Here is a 15,592-nt window from a genome sequence, read left to right on the forward strand (position 1 = left end):
CCAATTCGTGACCGGTGGGCCGCGTCGGGCTGGGAGACTGGGCCGCTGGGGTACCCGGTGGCCGAAACGGTGTGCGGGTTGCGGGACGGCGGTTGTTTCCAGCACTTCCGGGGTGGGTCGGTGTACTGGTCGCCTGGGGCGGGTGCGTGGGCGGTTTCCGGCCCAATTCGTGACCGGTGGGCCGCGTCGGGCTGGGAGTTCGGGCCGCTGGGCTACCCGGTTCGGCCGCAGGTCTGCCGCGACACCGGTGCCTGCTACCAGGACTTCCAGGGCGGGCGGCTGTCCGCCACCGTCTTGCGTTGACGACAAGGGGCTCGGCACCGCGTTGCGCGGTGCCGAGCCCCTCCTGCTCGAGCGGGACTACTCGGCGTCGGCGATCGTGCAGATGACCGCACCGCTGGTGACGGTGGCGCCGACCTCGGCCGACAGGCCGGTCACGGTGCCGGCCTTGTGAGCGGTGATGGGCTGCTCCATCTTCATCGCCTCGAGGACGACGACCAGGTCACCGGCCTCGACCGTGGCGCCGTCCTCGACGGCCACCTTGACGATCGTGCCCTGCATCGGGGAGGTCAGGGAGTCGCCGGACGCGGCGGAGCCGCCGGAGCCGCCGCCGCGCTTGCGCGGCTTCGCGCCACCACCGGCCGCGACCGGAGCGCCGCCACCGAGCGCAAGACCGGCCGGGAGGGACACCTCGAGCCGGCGGCCGCCGACCTCGACGACGACCGTCTGCCGCTCCTGCGGCTCCTCGCCGTCGACGGGCGCGGCCGAGTACGGCGGCACCTGGTTGTCCCACTCGGTCTCGATCCACCGGGTGTGCACGCTGAACGGCTCGCTGGTGAAGGCCGGGTCGCGGACGACGGCGCGGTGGAACGGGATGACCGTCGGCATGCCCTCGACCACCAGCTCGTCCAGCGCGCGGGCGGCCCGCCGGAGGGCCTCCTCGCGGGTGGCGCCGGTGACGATCAGCTTGGCCAGCATCGAGTCGAACGCGCCGGCGACCTCGCCACCGGTCTCCACGCCGGAGTCCCAGCGGACGCCGGGGCCCTGCGGGATCTCGAGCCGCTCCACGGGGCCGGGGGCCGGCATGAAGTTGCGGCCGGCGTCCTCGGCGTTGATGCGGAACTCGATGCTGTGGCCGCGGGGCGTGGGGTCCTCGGTGATCTCCAGCGGGAGGCCCTCGGCGATGCGGAACTGCTCGCGGACCAGGTCCAGGCCGCTGGTCTCCTCGCTGACGGGGTGCTCCACCTGCAGCCGGGTGTTGACCTCGAGGAAGGAGATCGAGCCGTCGACGCCGACGAGGTACTCCACCGTGCCCGCGCCGTGGTAGCCGGCGCCCTTGCAGATGGCCTTCGCCGACTCGTGGATCCGGGCCCGCTGCTCGTCGGTGAGGAACGGCGCGGGCGCCTCCTCGACGAGCTTCTGGTTGCGCCGCTGCAGGGAGCAGTCGCGGGTGCCGACGACGATCACGTTGCCGTGGGTGTCGGCGAGGACCTGCGCCTCGACGTGCCGGGGCTTGTCCAGGAACCGCTCGACGAAGCACTCGCCGCGGCCGAAGGCCGAGACGGCCTCGCGGACGGCGGAGTCGAACAGCTCAGGGATCTCCTCGATGGTGCGGGCGACCTTGAGCCCGCGACCGCCACCGCCGAACGCGGCCTTGATGGCCACGGGGAGGCCGTGCTCCTCCGCGAACGCGACGACCTCGTCGGCACCGCCGACCGGGTCCTTGGTGCCGGGCACCAGGGGGGCGCCGGCCTTCATGGCGATGTGGCGGGCGGCGACCTTGTCCCCGAGGTCGATGATCGCCTGCGGCGAGGGCCCGATCCAGGTGAGCCCGGCGTCGATCACGGCCTGGGCGAAGTCGGCGTTCTCGGAGAGGAACCCGTAGCCCGGGTGGATCGCGTCCGCGCCTGATTGCTTGGCGGCGTCGAGGATCTTCTCGATCACGAGGTAGGAGTCGCCCGGCGTCGTCCCGCCGAGGGCGAACGCCTCGTCGGCGGTGCGCACGTGCAGGGCGTCCCGGTCGGGCTCGGCGTAGACCGCGACGCTGGTGAGCCCCGCGTCCTTGCAGGCTCGCGCGACGCGGACGGCGATCTCCCCGCGGTTGGCGATCAGGACCTTCTGCACTGGCGTACTCCCTCTCAGTGGACCGACCGGACAATAGTCAGTCGCCCGCGGACTGCTGCGCCGAGGCCCGGCCGCCCCCGCCCGGAGGGGGCACCCCGGGCGTGCGGCGCATCGCGTGCGCAGCCCGGGCGAGCGGACACCCCCGCACCGGCGGGGCCGTCGCGCGGGAGGTCAGCGCTGCCAGAGGTCGGTGACCGCCACGTCGCGCGCCGCCAGCTGGTTGCGCAGCGTGGCCAGGGACAACCCCACGACCGACGCCGGATCGCCGTCGACCCGGCGGACGAACGACGCGCCGAGCCCGTCGAGGGTGAAGGCGCCGGCCACGGCCAGCGGCTCGCCGGTGGCGAGGTAGGCCTCCAGCTCGGCCGACGTCGGCCGGGCGAAGTGCACGGTGGTCGAGACGACGACGACGTCCCGGCCGACCACGGCGCCGTCTTGGACGTCGAACAGGGCCTGGCCGGTGTGCAGCACACCGGAGTGACCGCCCATGCGCTGCCAGCGGTCCCGGGCCTCGTGCACGCCGGCCGGCTTGCCCATGGCCTCCCCGCGGAACTCCAGCAGCGAGTCGGCCCCGATCACCAGGGCGTCGGTCTCGCGGTCGGCCACCGCCGTCGCCTTGGCCGCCGCCAGCAGCGCGACGCGCTCGGCGACCCGGGGAGCGGTCACCGTGGACTCGTCGACGTCGCTGACGACCACCTCGGGCGACAGGCCCGCCTGGCGCAGCAGTGCCAGCCGCGCCGGGGACGCCGACGCGAGCACCAGCCGGCGCAGGTCGCTCATGCCGGCCGCCCGGCCGCCTGCCAGCCGCCCGGGCCGGCCTGGAGGGGACGGCGGTGCGTGCGCGCCGGCGAGGCCCACGCGCCGACCGGGCGGGGCCGGCGACGGGTCCCGCCCCGCGAGGCGAGCGCGGCCACGACGACGGTCAGGGCGGCGAGCTCCTCGGCGGTGGGCTCGCCCCGCACGACCCGCAGCAGCGGACGCTGCGCCGCCTGCTGCGGCTGCTCGGTCGGCTCGGTCACAGCGGGATGTTCCCGTGCTTCTTCGGCGGCAGCGTCTGGCGCTTGTTGGCGAGCAGCCGGAGCGCCTTGGTGATCTCGACGCGGGTCTCCGAGGGGCGGATCACCTGGTCGATGTAGCCGCGGTCGGCGGCGACGTAGGGGTTGAGGAGCGTGTCCTCGTAGTCCGTCATCAGCTCGGCCCGGCGGGCGTCGGCGTCCGGGGAGTCGGCGAGCTCGCGCCGGTACAGGATGTTGACCGCGCCCTGGGCGCCGACCACGGCGATCTGCGCCGTCGGCCAGGCCAGGTTCAGGTCGGCGCCGAGGTGCTTGGACCCCATGACGTCGTAGGCGCCGCCGTAGGCCTTGCGGGTGATCACGGTGATCTTCGGGACGGTCGCCTCGGCGTAGGCGTAGATGAGCTTCGCGCCGCGGCGGATGATGCCCTCCCACTCCTGCGAGGTGCCGGGCAGGAAGCCGGGCACGTCGACGAAGGTCAGCACCGGGATGTTGAACGCGTCGCAGGTGCGCACGAACCGGGCGGCCTTCTCGCTGGCGTCGATGTCGAGCGTGCCGGCGAACTGGGTCGGCTGGTTGGCCACGACGCCGACCGGGCGGCCCTCCACGCGGCCGAAGCCGATGAGGATGTTCGGCGCGAACAGCGGCTGGACCTCGAGGAACTCGCCGTCGTCGAGCACGTGCTCGAGCACACCGTGCATGTCGTAGGGCGTGTTCGCCGAGTCCGGGATGACGGTGTCGAGCTCCCGGTCGTCGTCGGACACGCCGTCGGGGGTGGCGTCGACCGGCCCGACCTCGATGGCCGGCAGCGGGTCGAGGTTGTTGCTCGGCAGGTAGGACAGCAGCGCCTTGACGTAGTCCAGCGCGTCCGTCTCGTCCTCGGCCATGTAGTGCGCGACGCCGGACTTCGTGTTGTGCGTGCGGGCGCCGCCGAGCTCCTCGAGCGTGACCTCCTCGCCGGTCACGGTCTTCACCACGTCGGGCCCGGTGATGAACATCTGGCTGGTCTGGTCGACCATCACGATGAAGTCGGTGAGCGCGGGGGAGTAGACGTGCCCTCCGGCCGCCGCGCCCATCACCAGGGAGATCTGCGGGATCACGCCGGAGGCGTGCACGTTGCGCTGGAAGATCTCGCCGTAGAGGCCGAGGGAGACCACGCCCTCCTGGATCCGCGCGCCGCCGCCCTCGTTGATCCCGATGACCGGGCAGCCGTTCCGGATGGCCAGGTCGAGGACCTTGACGATCTTCTCGCCGTAGACCTCGCCGAGGCTGCCGCCGAAGACGGTGACGTCCTGGGAGAAGACGCAGACCGGGCGGCCGTCGACGGTGCCGTACCCGGTGACGACGCCGTCGCCGAACGGGCGCTTGGCGTCCATGCCGAAGTTCGTCGAGCGGTGGCGGGCGAACTCGTCGAGCTCGGTGAACGAGCCCGGGTCCAGCAGCGCCTCGATCCGCTCGCGCGCGGTCATCTTCCCCGCGGCGTGCTGCTTCTCCACCGCGCGCTCGGAGCCGGCGTGCGTGGCCTCCTGGACCCGCCGCTCGAAGTCCGCCAGCTTGCCGGCGGTGGTGTGGATGTCGATGTCGCCGGGGACGCTGTCGCCCGCGCTCTCCAGTTCAGCCGCGCTCACAGACCTGCCTCGCTCTGCTCGGGAATCAGGCCGGCCTGCTCCAGGGAGCGGCCGGGCTCGCGGCCGTAGCGTAGGGGAGTGCCCGGAGACCCCTCGTCGTCACCGTCGGAGTCGCGCTGGTCGGACCTCGAACGGCCCGCCCTGGACGGCGCCGCGCTCGGCGCCGCGCTGACCCGCGAGAGCCGGTTGTGGCGGTCGGTGGAGGTGGTCGGGTCGATCGGCTCGACCAACGCCGCCCTCGTCGCGGCCGCGGGGGAGGAGGCCCCCGAGGGGACGGTCCTCGTGGCCGAGCACCAGGAGGCGGGCCGCGGGCGGCTGGACCGCGTCTGGACCTCCCCGCCCCGGGCCGGGCTGACCGTCTCCGTGCTGCTGCGCCCCGACGTCCCCGCCGCGCGCCGCGGGTGGCTGCCGCTGCTGACCGGTGTCGCGCTCGCCGAGGCGGTCGGCGCGGTGCCCGGCTGCCGGACGGCGCTGAAGTGGCCCAACGACCTGCTGGCCGCCGACGGCAGCAAGCTGGCCGGGATCCTCGCCGAGGCCGTGCCCGGCGGCGCGGTGGTGGTCGGCGTGGGCCTGAACGTCTCCACCCGGCCGGACGAGCTGCCCGAGGGGGCGTCGTCCCTGGCCATGGAGGTCGGCCGCACGGTCGACCGGGCGCCGGTGCTGCTGGAGTTCCTGCGGGCGCTGGAGCGCCGCTACCTCGCGTGGACGGCGGTGCTCGGCGACCCGGTGCAGAGCGGCCTCGCGCACGACTACCTCTCGTGGTGCGCCACGGTCGGCACGGAGGTCGCCGTGTCCCTGCCCGACGGCAGCCGCCTCGACGGGGTCGCCGAGGCGGTGGACTGGGACGGCCGGCTCGTCGTCCGCACGCCGGGCGGCACGGTGGAGCTGGCCAGCGGCGACGTCCGCCACGTGCGGAGCGCCCGGTGACCCTGGGACCCGTGGGACGGATCCGGGCGCGCCGCGCACCCGGGGCTCCCGCTCGGCCCTGACCTGCGTCACCCTGTCGGCCATGGGCTACCCCGACAAGCTGCTGGCCTCCGACGAAGAGGTCGTGCGCCACCTGCACCCGCACTGGCTGACCGTCTTCTGGCCGGTGCTCTTCCTGCTGCTCATCGTGGGCGGTGCGTCCTTCGGTGCGGCGCTCGTGGACTCCGACGCCGACCGGGCCGGCACCTACCGGCTCCTGATCGCGGGCGTCGGCGTCCTGCTGCTGATCGGCTTCGTGCTGGTGCCGCTGCTGCGCTGGCGGACGACGCACTACGTCGTCACCACCCACCGGCTGCTGTTCCGCGAGGGCATCCTCGCCCGCAAGGGCCGCGACATCGGCCTGTCCCGGATCACCGACGTCTCCTACAGCCAGAACATCTGGGAGCGGCTGATCCAGTCGGGGACGATCACCATCGAGTCCGCCGGCGACAGCGGCGCCACGGTGCTGCGGCAGATCCCCGACAGCGACGGCATCCAGCAGCTCCTCAACCACATGATCGAGGAGGACGCCGACCGGCGCGGCCGGGAGAACGCCGGCTTCCTGCGCGGCGACGACCAGGCCTACGGGGCACCGACGCACTGATGCCGCCCGGCCTCCCGTACCGGGTGTGACGGATCGGTCACGGCGAGCCTGGCCGGTTCTGTCGGTGGGCCGACCTACCGTCCCGGTCCATGCGGCTGCTGCACACCTCCGACTGGCACGTGGGGCGGTCGCTGCACGGCACCGACCTCCTGCGTGAGCAGGAGACGGTGCTGAGCGGGCTGGCCGGCATCGTGGCCGCCGAGGGCGTCGACGTCGTGGTCGTCGCCGGCGACGTCTACGACCGCGCCGTGCCCTCGGCCGACGCGCAGGCCGTGCTGGACCGCGTCGTCGGCCGGCTGCGCCGCGCCGGGGCCACGGTCGTGCTCACCCCGGGCAACCACGACTCGGCCCGCCGGCTGGGCACGTTCTCCGGCCTGCTGGCCGCCGCCGGCCTGCACGTGCGGACGACGACGGCGGAGCTCGACGAGCCGGTGCTGCTGGCCGACGAGCACGGCGACGTGGCCGTGTACTGCCTGCCCTACCTCGAGCCGGAGTTCGCCCACGACGAGCTGGGCGTGGGCGGGGCCCGGTCCCACGAGGCGGTGCTCACGGCGGCCATGGAGCGGGTCCGGGCCGACCTGTACATGCGGCCGGGCACCCGGTCGGTGGTGCTCGCGCACGCCTTCGTCGGCGGCGGGATGCCCAGCGAGAGCGAGCGCGACATCGCCGTGGGTGGCGTGGACCGGGTGCCCGTGCCGGTGTTCGACGGAGTCGACTACGTCGCGCTGGGCCACCTGCACCGCCCGCAGACCCTCACCGAGCGGCTGCGCTACAGCGGCTCCCCGCTGGCCTACTCCTTCGGCGAGGCCGGGCACCAGAAGCAGGTCTGGCTGGTCGACCTCGACGCCACCGGCCTGGCCGGGGTGCGGGCGGTCCCGCTGCCGGTGCCGCGGCCGCTCGTCGTGCTCACCGGCACCCTCGACGCGCTGCTGACCGACGCCGCGTACGCCGACGCCGAGGGGGCCTTCGTCAGCGCCCGGCTGACCGACCCGGTCCGGCCCGCCGACCCGATGCGCCGGCTGCAGGTGCGCTTCCCCCACTGCGCTCATCTGGAGTGGACCGGCAGCGGCCGGGCGACCGACGGCCGCAGCTACACCGAGCGGCTGGCCGGCCGCGACGACGCCGCGGTGGTCGGCGAGTTCGTCAGCCACGTCCGCGGCGGCGTGGGCGTCACCACCGCCGAGCGGGAACTGCTCGGCCGGGCCCTCGCGGCGGCCGCCCGCGAGGAGGTCGCCGGGTGAGGCTGCACCGGCTCTCGCTGACCGCCTTCGGGCCCTTCCCGGGCACCGAGGTCGTCGACCTCGACCAGGTGTCCCGCGACGGGCTGTTCCTGCTCTGGGGGCCCACCGGCTCGGGGAAGACGACGCTGCTCGACGCCGTGGTGTTCGCCCTCTACGGCACCGTGCCCGGCGCGCGCGGCGAGGAGAAGCGGCTCCGCAGCGACCACGCCGATCCCGGTGTCCGTACCGAGGTCAGCTGCGAGCTCACCCTCGGCGGTGAGCGGCTGCTCGTCACCCGACGGCCGGAGCAGACCCGACCGAAGAAGCGCGGCACCGGGACGACCACCGAGCCGGCCCGGCTCGTCGTGCAGCGGCGGGGGCCCGAGGGCTGGGAGGCCGTGAGCACCCGGATCGACGAGGGAGCCGAGCACCTGCGGCTGCGGCTCGGCCTCGACGTCCACCAGTTCTGCCAGGTGGTGCTGCTGCCTCAGGGCGACTTCGCGCGCTTCCTGCGGGCCGAGCCGGAGCGCCGGGCCGACCTGCTCCGCACGCTGTTCGACGTGGGCCGGTTCGCCCGCGTCGAGGACTGGCTCGCCGGTGAACGGCGGGGCGCGGAGGAGGCGGTCCGGGAGGAGCGCCTGCAGCTGTCCACCCTGCTGGCCCGGGTCGCGCAGACCGCCGACGCCGACGTGCCCGAGGAGCTGGTCCCGGAGCTGGTCGGCGCCTCGCCTGGTGCGCCGGTCGACGCCTGGGTGACCCGGCTGCGCGGCCGCGCCACCGCGGAGCTGACCACCGCCGGGGAGGCCGCCGACGCCGCCGCGGCCGGCGCGACCACCGCGAGCCAGGAGCTCGCGGCCGCCCGTCTGCTGGCCGACCGGCACACCCGGCGCGCCCGGGCGGAGCAGGAACTGCGCCGGCTGGCGGCGGCCGAGCCGGCGCTGGCGCCGGTGCGCACGCGACTGGACGCCGGTCGCCGCGCCGAGACACTGCGCGAGGTGCTGCTCGCCGCCGCGCGGGCGGCCCACGACGCGGAGACCGCCGAGGCCGCGCTGGCCACCGCCGGCCGGGCCTGGGCGGCCACCGGCCAGGAGGAGCTGCCGGCCACCGATCTGGCCCGCCGGCTGCGCGACTCGGCCGCCGAGGCGCGGGCGCTGCAGCCCCAGGCCGGGCGCGCCGCCGAGCTGGAGGAGCGGCTCACCGGCCTGGCGGCCGAGACCGCCCGCCTCACCCGGCGCTGCGCCGCCGCCGAGGAGGGCCTCGGCGGGATGCCGCAGGCGATCGCCGGCGCACAGGCCCGCGTGGACGCCGCTGCTGCCGCCGCGGCCGAACTCCCCGGCCGGACCGCCGAGGCGGAGACCGCACGCGCAGCTCTGGCGGCCGGCCGCGACGCCGACCGGCTGACGACCCGGCTGGGCCGCGCCCGGGCCACCGCCGACGCCGCCCGCGAACGCTGGCTGGGCGCACGGGAGGAGCTGCTCGACGTCCGCACCCGCCGGCTCGAGGGCATGGCCGCCGAGCTCGCCGCCGGGCTCACCGACGGCGTCGACTGCCCCGTCTGCGGCGCGGTCGAGCACCCCCGGCCGGCCACCGCGGCCGGGCCGGCGGTGTCCGCCGCCGACGAGGACCGGTCGCGCGAGGCCGTCGAGGCGGCCGAGGGCGCGGTCACCGCGGCCACCGCCGCCGTGGAGCAGCTGGCCCGCGAGCTGGCCGTGCTGCGGGCGCGGTCCGGTGAGCGGGAGCCGGCCGAGCTGGAGTTGGCCGCCGCCGACGCCGAGCGGGAGCTGACGCGGGTCCGTGCCGCCGCGGGCGAGCTGCCCGCCGCCCGTACCCGGCTGGCCGCGCTGACCGAGGAGAGGGACGCACTCACCCTGCGGCTGGCGGCCGACCGCGAGGAGCTGGGCAGCCGGGCCGCCGAGCGCACCGCGCACGAGGCGGAGCTGGCCGCCCTGACCCTGCGGCTGGACGCCGTCCGCGGGGACGACCCGGACCTCGTCAGCCGCGCGCGCCGGCTGACGACCGCCGCGGAACGCTGCGAGGCGGTGCTCGACGCCGAGGCCGCCGAGCTGCGGGCCCGCGTCGCCGCTGACGCCGCACGGCGCACCGCCGAGGAGCGGGCCGCCGGCGCCGGTTTCGCCGACGTGCTCGCCGCGGCCGGCGCGCTCCTGGAGCCGGTGGAGCTCGCCGAGGCGGAGGAGCGCATCGCCGCCCACGAGCGGGCCCGGCAGGCGGTGCAGGGCGTGCTCGCCGACCCGGAGCTGGCCGACCTCGCCCCCGCACCCGACCTGACCGAGGTGGAGGCCCGGTGCGCGCAGTCGACCGCGGCACGCGAGGAGGCCGTCGCCGCGCTCGACCGCGCCCGCCGACGCAGCTCCGACCTGGACGCACTCGCCGGTGACGTGGTCGCCGCGGAGGTCCGCCTCTACGAGCGGCGCACGGTGGCCGAACAGGTCGCCGGTCTGGCCGACCTGGTGAACGGCCGCGGCGCCAACACGCTGCGGATGCGGCTGCAGTCCTTCGTGCTCGCCGCCCGGCTCGAGCAGGTGGCCGAGGTCGCCAGCCGGCGGCTGCTGGAGATGTCGGGCGACCGCTTCACGTTCCGGCACAGCGACGCGCAGGGCCGCCACGGCGCCCGCGGTGGCCTCGGGCTCGAGGTGTTCGACGAGTACACCGGCACCCTGCGCCCCACCAAGACCCTCTCCGGCGGCGAGAGCTTCATGGCCTCGCTGGCCCTGGCCCTCGGGCTGGCCGACGTGGTGACCGCCGAGAGCGGCGGGGTGCAGATGGACACGCTCTTCGTCGACGAGGGGTTCGGCACCCTCGACGCCGTCGCGCTCGACGCGGTGATGGACGTCCTGGACGAAATGCGCCGGGGTGGCCGGACGGTCGGCGTCATCAGCCACGTCGAGGAGCTGCGCACCCGCATCCCCACCCGGCTCGAGGTCGTCACCGGCCGGACCGGCTCGCGGCTCGCCGGCTGAGCACGGGCCCCCGGGGCGGGCGTGCCGGAGGGGGATCGGGCCCGCAGTAGGCTCCCCGACCGATGGCCGGCACCCTGGACCCCCGCACCGGCCTCCCCGTCGTCGTGATGGTGGGTGGCGGGCAGCTGGCCCGGATGACCCACCAGGCCGCGATCGCCCTCGGCCAGTCGCTGCGGGTGCTGGCGACCGACCCCGGCGAGTCCGCCGCCCTCGTCGCGGCCGACGTCCGGCTGGGCGACCACCGCGACCTCGAGGCCCTGCGGGCGGCCGCGGCGGGTGCCACGGTCGTCACGTTCGACCACGAGCACGTGCCCACCGACCACCTGCAGACGCTGGAGGCCGAGGGGGTCCGTGTCGCGCCCGGCTCGGCGGCCCTGGTGCACGCGCAGGACAAGCTGGTCCTGCGGCACGCCCTGGCCGAGACGGGCGAGCCCCAGCCGGCCTGGGCCGAGGTGACCACCGGCACCGGCATCGCCGACTTCGCCGGCGCCACCGGCTGGCCGATCGTGCTCAAGCCCCCGCGCGGCGGCTACGACGGCCGCGGGGTGTTCGTGGTCGACGAGCTCGACGAGGCCCTGGCACTGCTGGCCGAGCACGGCCGGCTGCTCGCCGAGGAGCGGGTCGACATGGTCCGCGAGCTCGCCGTCCAGGTCGCGCGCTCCCCGTTCGGGCAGGTGGCGGTCTGGCCGGTGGTCGAGACGGTCCAGCGCGACGGGATCAACACCGAGGTGCTCGCCCCCGCGCCCGGCCTCGACGAGGAGACGGCCACCGCCGCCCAGGAGCTCGCCATCCGGATCGCCACGCGGCTGGGCGTGGTCGGGCTGCTGGCCGTCGAGCTGTTCCAGACCCCCGACGGCGTCGTCGTCAACGAACTGGCCATGCGCCCGCACAACTCCGGGCACTGGACCATCGAGGGGGCGCGGACCAGCCAGTTCGAGCAGCACCTGCGCGCCGTCCTCGACTACCCGCTGGGGTCGACGGCGATGACGGCCCCGGTCGTGGTCATGGCCAACGTCCTCGGTGGCGACGCGGCCGAGCCCGACTGGTCCGGACCGCCGCTGGACGAGCGGGTGCACCACCTCATGGCGCACTGGCCCGACGTGAAGCTGCACTGGTACGGCAAGGGGCAGCGCCGTGGCCGCAAGCTCGGTCACGTGACCGCCCTGGGCGACGACCTCGCCGAGGTGCGCGCCAGGGCCGTGGCCGCCGCCCGCTACCTGGCCGACGGCGTCGTCGACCCCGCCTTCGCGTTCCCCGAGGAGCACTGAGTGGCAGAGCAGCCCGCCGGTCCCGTCGTCGGCATCGTCATGGGCAGCGACTCGGACTGGCCGATGATGCAGCCGGCCGCCGAGGCGCTGGCCGAGTTCGGCGTCCCGCACGAGGTGCACGTCGTCTCCGCGCACCGCACGCCGCGCCGGATGCTCGACTACGCCGAGTCGGCGGCCGGCCGGGGCCTGCGCGTGGTGATCGCCGGCGCCGGGGGAGCGGCGCACCTGCCGGGGATGGTCGCCGCGGCGACACCGCTGCCGGTGATCGGCGTGCCCCGCCCGCTGGACCGGCTCGACGGCCTGGACAGCCTGCTGTCGATCGTGCAGATGCCGGCCGGCGTGCCGGTGGCGACCGTCTCGATCGGCGGCGGCCGCAACGCCGGCCTGCTCGCGGTCCGCATTCTCGCCGCCTCCGACGACACGTTGCGGGCGGCCGTCGAGCGGTTCCAGGCCGACCTCGCCGAGTCGGTGCTCGCCCGTGACGCGGCTCTGCAGGACCGGCTCGCGACTGACACGGCCCTCGACTGAGTGACGTCTGCGGGACCGGCAGCGGCCCCCGGGACGCACAGCCTCGCGGAGGGACGCTGGTAGCTTCACCGGGTCGGCCGCACAGCGGCTCGGCGTCGGCGCGCCTCTCGTCGTGCGAGTCTCAGGCGCTCTCTCAATTGATCTCCGCGGGGGCTTCTCCAGCTATGACGCAGAGGGCAGAGGGCGTCTACGCCGTCTGGCCGTTGCGTGCGGGTCTCGTCTACGAGGTGACCGAGGCGTCGGATCGGGTCATCGACGTCCTGCTGGATGGGCGCCGTGTCTGGTCCTTTCGCGAGAACGACCGCGCCGTCCCCGAGGGTGTGCCGACGGAACGGCCCCACGGCGGAGTGGTGCGCTTCGAGCCGTGGCCGCCGGCTCTCGTGACCTACCTGCAAGGGACGTTCGAGGTCGCCCTCCGGGTGGTGGAGGTCGACGGTGATGGTCCGGCGACGACGCCGACGCCGACGGCGACGGCGACGGCGACGGTCAGCCTGGACGGCAACCCGGGGCCGATGCGGCTGGCCGATCGGTTTGGCCGGCCCCTCGTGGTCAACAAGTGGGGTCACATGGGGCACGCGATCGCCGACGCCGACCCCGGCATGGTCCAGCGGATGCTCGATTCCATGGACGGCATCCGAGACGTGCTGCAGGCCCGTCTCGGGGACCGGGTGTACGTCACCGGCGGCACGCTCCTGGGCCCCGTCCGCGAGGAGGGGCACGTGCTGCCGCACGATGACGACGCCGACCTCGCGTACCTGAGCAGGCTCGCGCACCCGGCGGACGTCGCCTTGGAGAGCTTCGAGCTGGGGCGTCTCCTGCGCGAGGCAGGCTACGAGGTCCGCCGGCTGTCGGTCGGCCATCTGCAGATGCCCTTCAGCCGCGGCGGCGTCCCGGACCACTACGTCGACGTCTTCACCGGCTTCCTGCTGGACGGGCGCTGGTTCCAGCACTTCCCGATCCGCACGGTGGCGGGAGAGGACGACCTCCTGCCCCCGTCGGTCGTCATGGTCGAGGGCCGGCCTGAGCCCGCACCCCGGAACGCCGAGCGCATGCTGCACGAGCTCTTCGGTCCCGGGTGGGCCGTGCCGGACCCCGCGTACGTCTTCGACATCCCGCCGGAGACGGCGGACCGCTTCTACGGCTGGTTCGCCGACTACAACGTGGAGCGCGAGGACTGGGGAGCCGAGGTCCTGCTCGCGCCGCGGACGCCGCGCCCGGACGAGGCGATGAGCGCGTTCGCCCGCTGGGTGGACACCCGGACGCCGGCGGGGACGGCCCTGCTGGAATTGGGCTGCGGGCTCGGCGGGGACGCCCTGGCCCTCGGTGCCACGGGGCGTACCGTGCGGGCGGTCGACTTCTCCTCGCCTGCGATCGACATCGCGCGGGAGGCGCTGCTCGAACGGGGCCTCGACGTGACCGTCGACCTGCTCAACCTCCTCGACACCCGCGCCGTCGTCCGGCTCGGTGCGGAGGCGGCCGCCCGGCCCGGCCCCTGGACCGTCTTGGGGCGACGGCTGCTCAACGCCCTCGAGGACCGCGGCCGGGACAACGTGTTCCGCCTCTGCGGCATGCTGCTGCGCCGCGGCGGCGCAGCCCACTTCGACCTGGTGGCCGATACGAGTTACCCCGGTATCGCCCCGCACCGTCACCTCTCGCTCGACGGCGTCGTGGAGGAGGCCGCTCGACACGGCCTGGTCCTCGACGAGGCCACGCGATGCGTCGAGCCCCTCACCTGGTTCGACGCTCCGGACGAGGTGCTCACGGAGCTGTGGCGGACGACGTTCCGACGGAGGTCCCGATGACGACACCCGACCCCAGCACCCCGCGATCGGCTCTGGCGGGTCCCGCCCGGCTGGTGCGTCGTGCCCTGGCGCCCGCCGGCTTGGAGCTGGAGGGGCAGCTGCGCGGCCTGCAGGACGAGTTCGACCGCCTCCGCGCGGAGGACGAGCAGCTGCGCCGGGAGAACGCCGAGCTGCTGGACCGGTTGTTGGCGACCGAGCGGCGGCTGGCCGAGCTGGAGGAGCGTGCCGGGCGGACGGAGCGGTGCCTCGACGGGCCGGCCGACGCGCGGGACGGTGGGCTGGTCGCGGAGGTCGACCGGTTACGGGACGGGCTGCGGGAGGAGCGCCGGCTGCACCTGCGCGTCGCCGAGCTCACCGACCTCGTCATCGAGCTGGTGCTGCCGCTGCACGACCGGGAGGTGGACCCGGCCGTGCTGCGCAGGCTGCGCCCGGACACCCGGTGACCTCCCGGCACGACGGGGTTCGGGTGCTCACCTTCGGGACCTTCGACGTCTTCCACTCCGGCCACCTGCGCCTGCTCGAGCGGGCCGCGGCGCTCGGGGACGAGCTCGTCGTCGGGATCAGCTCTGATGAGCTCAACGAGGCCAAGAAGGGGCGGGCGCCCGTATATGCGCTGGCCGACCGCATGGCCATCGTCCGCGCGTTGCGCTGCGTGGCGGGTGTCTTCGTTGAGCGCAGTCTCGAGGCGAAGCGGGAGTACCTGGTCGAGCAGGGGGCAGACGTGCTTGTCATGGGCGACGATTGGACTGGCCGGTTCGATCACCTGTCCGACGTGTGCGAGGTCCGGTACCTGCCACGCACGCCGAGCGTGTCGACGACCGCGATCATCGAGCAGATACGCGGCGAGACCTGAGCGGACCGCAGCTGACTTCGCGGGGCGAGCGCCCGTGCCGGTGCGTGGACGTCCTAGCATCGATGGTGTGAGCACCACCGGGCTGTACCAGCTGACCGAGGACCACGACGCGATCCGGGCCGCCGTCCGCGACATCGCCGAGCGGGAGATCAAGCCGTTCGCCGCCGAGGTGGACGCGGAGTCGCGCTACCCGATCGAGGCGCAGAAGGCGCTGACGGCGGCGGGCTTCCACGCCACGCACATCCCCGAGGCCTACGGCGGTGAGGGCGCCGACGCGATCGCGACCTGCATCGTCATCGAGGAGGTCGCGCGGGTCGACGTCAGCGCCTCGCTCATCCCGGCGGTGAACAAGCTCGGCTCGATGCCGATCCTGCTGTCGGCGTCGGAGGACCTGAAGCAGCGGGTGCTCCCGTCGATCGCCGAGGGCCGGGCGATGATCAGCTACGGGCTCTCCGAGCGGGAGGCCGGCTCCGACGCCGCCGCGATGAAGACCCGCGCCCGGCGCGAGGGCGAGAGCTGGGTGCTCAACGGCACCAAGGCCTGGATCACCAACTCGGGGATCTCCGAGTGGTACACGGTCATGGCCGTCACCGACCCGGAGAAGCGGG

General features: G+C 74.8%; 15 protein-coding genes. 11 read left to right on the forward strand and 4 right to left on the reverse strand.

Annotated elements, in window-relative coordinates; genetic code table 11:
* The first annotated feature begins 57 nt into the window (after positions 1 to 57).
* Positions 58 to 303 (forward strand): LGFP repeat-containing protein, encoded by a 246-nt coding sequence (locus tag N555_RS25695; RefSeq protein ID WP_255347342.1) that lies wholly within the window; start codon positions 58 to 60, stop codon positions 301 to 303.
* 57 nt (positions 304 to 360) lie between these two features.
* Here the strand turns inward: N555_RS25695 and N555_RS0106900 are convergent, their stop codons facing one another.
* The 4 genes from N555_RS0106900 to N555_RS0106915 form a co-directional block, all read right to left on the reverse strand.
* Positions 361 to 2,124, reverse strand: coding sequence for an acetyl/propionyl/methylcrotonyl-CoA carboxylase subunit alpha (locus N555_RS0106900; protein WP_029430762.1), 1,764 nt, complete (start codon positions 2,122 to 2,124; stop codon positions 361 to 363).
* A gap of 171 nt (positions 2,125 to 2,295) precedes the next feature.
* Positions 2,296 to 2,904, reverse strand: coding sequence for a Maf family protein (locus N555_RS0106905; RefSeq protein ID WP_029430763.1), 609 nt, complete (start codon positions 2,902 to 2,904; stop codon positions 2,296 to 2,298).
* Positions 2,901 to 3,143 (reverse strand): acyl-CoA carboxylase subunit epsilon, encoded by a 243-nt coding sequence (locus N555_RS0106910; RefSeq protein WP_034509256.1) that lies wholly within the window; start codon positions 3,141 to 3,143, stop codon positions 2,901 to 2,903. The genes N555_RS0106905 and N555_RS0106910 overlap by 4 nt, the downstream gene beginning before the upstream one ends.
* Positions 3,140 to 4,765 carry an acyl-CoA carboxylase subunit beta gene (locus N555_RS0106915; RefSeq protein ID WP_029430765.1) on the reverse strand — a complete coding sequence of 542 codons (1,626 nt, stop codon included), beginning with the start codon at positions 4,763 to 4,765 and terminating at the stop codon, positions 3,140 to 3,142. Before N555_RS0106915 ends, N555_RS0106910 begins: the two co-directional genes overlap by 4 nt.
* A gap of 78 nt (positions 4,766 to 4,843) precedes the next feature.
* Here N555_RS0106915 and N555_RS0106920 point away from each other — a divergent pair, with 78 nt between their 5' ends.
* The 10 genes from N555_RS0106920 to N555_RS0106965 form a co-directional block, all read left to right on the forward strand.
* Positions 4,844 to 5,692: a biotin--[acetyl-CoA-carboxylase] ligase gene (locus N555_RS0106920; RefSeq protein ID WP_029430766.1), complete on the forward strand. Its 849-nt coding sequence runs from the start codon at positions 4,844 to 4,846 to the stop codon at positions 5,690 to 5,692.
* An 82-nt stretch (positions 5,693 to 5,774) separates the two neighbouring features.
* Positions 5,775 to 6,335: a PH domain-containing protein gene (locus N555_RS0106925; protein ID WP_029430767.1), complete on the forward strand. Its 561-nt coding sequence runs from the start codon at positions 5,775 to 5,777 to the stop codon at positions 6,333 to 6,335.
* An 89-nt stretch (positions 6,336 to 6,424) separates the two neighbouring features.
* Positions 6,425 to 7,576 carry an exonuclease SbcCD subunit D gene (locus N555_RS0106930; RefSeq protein ID WP_029430768.1) on the forward strand — a complete coding sequence of 384 codons (1,152 nt, stop codon included), beginning with the start codon at positions 6,425 to 6,427 and terminating at the stop codon, positions 7,574 to 7,576.
* Positions 7,573 to 10,533, forward strand: coding sequence for an AAA family ATPase (locus tag N555_RS0106935; RefSeq protein ID WP_029430769.1), 2,961 nt, complete (start codon positions 7,573 to 7,575; stop codon positions 10,531 to 10,533). Before N555_RS0106930 ends, N555_RS0106935 begins: the two co-directional genes overlap by 4 nt.
* A 62-nt stretch (positions 10,534 to 10,595) precedes the next feature.
* Positions 10,596 to 11,801, forward strand: a complete 1,206-nt coding sequence (locus N555_RS0106940) for a 5-(carboxyamino)imidazole ribonucleotide synthase (protein ID WP_231502629.1) — start codon at positions 10,596 to 10,598, stop codon at positions 11,799 to 11,801.
* Positions 11,802 to 11,840: 39 nt separating this feature from the next.
* Positions 11,841 to 12,329 carry a 5-(carboxyamino)imidazole ribonucleotide mutase gene (gene purE, locus N555_RS0106945; protein ID WP_081866049.1) on the forward strand — a complete coding sequence of 163 codons (489 nt, stop codon included), beginning with the start codon at positions 11,841 to 11,843 and terminating at the stop codon, positions 12,327 to 12,329.
* A gap of 164 nt (positions 12,330 to 12,493) precedes the next feature.
* Positions 12,494 to 14,131: a hypothetical protein gene (locus tag N555_RS0106950; protein WP_029430772.1), complete on the forward strand. Its 1,638-nt coding sequence runs from the start codon at positions 12,494 to 12,496 to the stop codon at positions 14,129 to 14,131.
* The gene (locus tag N555_RS0106955) at positions 14,128 to 14,574 is read left to right on the forward strand and encodes a DUF6752 domain-containing protein (protein WP_156036230.1); all 447 of its coding nucleotides are present in this window, start codon (positions 14,128 to 14,130) and stop codon (positions 14,572 to 14,574) included. Before N555_RS0106950 ends, N555_RS0106955 begins: the two co-directional genes overlap by 4 nt.
* On the forward strand, positions 14,571 to 14,984 hold the full coding sequence (locus tag N555_RS0106960) for an FAD synthase family protein (protein WP_034509268.1): 414 nt from the start codon (positions 14,571 to 14,573) through the stop codon (positions 14,982 to 14,984). The genes N555_RS0106955 and N555_RS0106960 overlap by 4 nt, the downstream gene beginning before the upstream one ends.
* Positions 14,985 to 15,051: 67 nt before the next feature.
* On the forward strand, positions 15,052 to 15,592 hold a 541-nt coding region (locus tag N555_RS0106965; protein WP_197028925.1), incomplete at its 3' end, for an acyl-CoA dehydrogenase family protein.

The sequence above is a fragment of the Blastococcus sp. URHD0036 genome (assembly GCF_000701365.1).
In the GTDB taxonomy this organism is placed as follows: Bacteria; Actinomycetota; Actinomycetes; order Mycobacteriales; family Geodermatophilaceae; genus Trujillonella.

Bases quoted from the DNA above. Each gene is read 5' to 3' on its own strand.
- N555_RS0106905 (WP_029430763.1), bottom strand. From the start codon at position 2,904: ATGAGCGACCTGCGCCGGCTGGTGCTCGCGTCGGCGTCCCCGGCGCGG.
- N555_RS0106925 (WP_029430767.1), top strand. From the start codon at position 5,775: ATGGGCTACCCCGACAAGCTGCTGGCCTCCGACGAAGAGGTCGTGCGC.
- N555_RS0106930 (WP_029430768.1), top strand. From the start codon at position 6,425: ATGCGGCTGCTGCACACCTCCGACTGGCACGTGGGGCGGTCGCTGCAC.
- N555_RS0106940 (WP_231502629.1), top strand. From the start codon at position 10,596: ATGGCCGGCACCCTGGACCCCCGCACCGGCCTCCCCGTCGTCGTGATG.
- purE (WP_081866049.1), top strand. From the start codon at position 11,841: ATGGGCAGCGACTCGGACTGGCCGATGATGCAGCCGGCCGCCGAGGCG.
- N555_RS0106950 (WP_029430772.1), top strand. From the start codon at position 12,494: ATGACGCAGAGGGCAGAGGGCGTCTACGCCGTCTGGCCGTTGCGTGCG.
- N555_RS0106955 (WP_156036230.1), top strand. From the start codon at position 14,128: ATGACGACACCCGACCCCAGCACCCCGCGATCGGCTCTGGCGGGTCCC.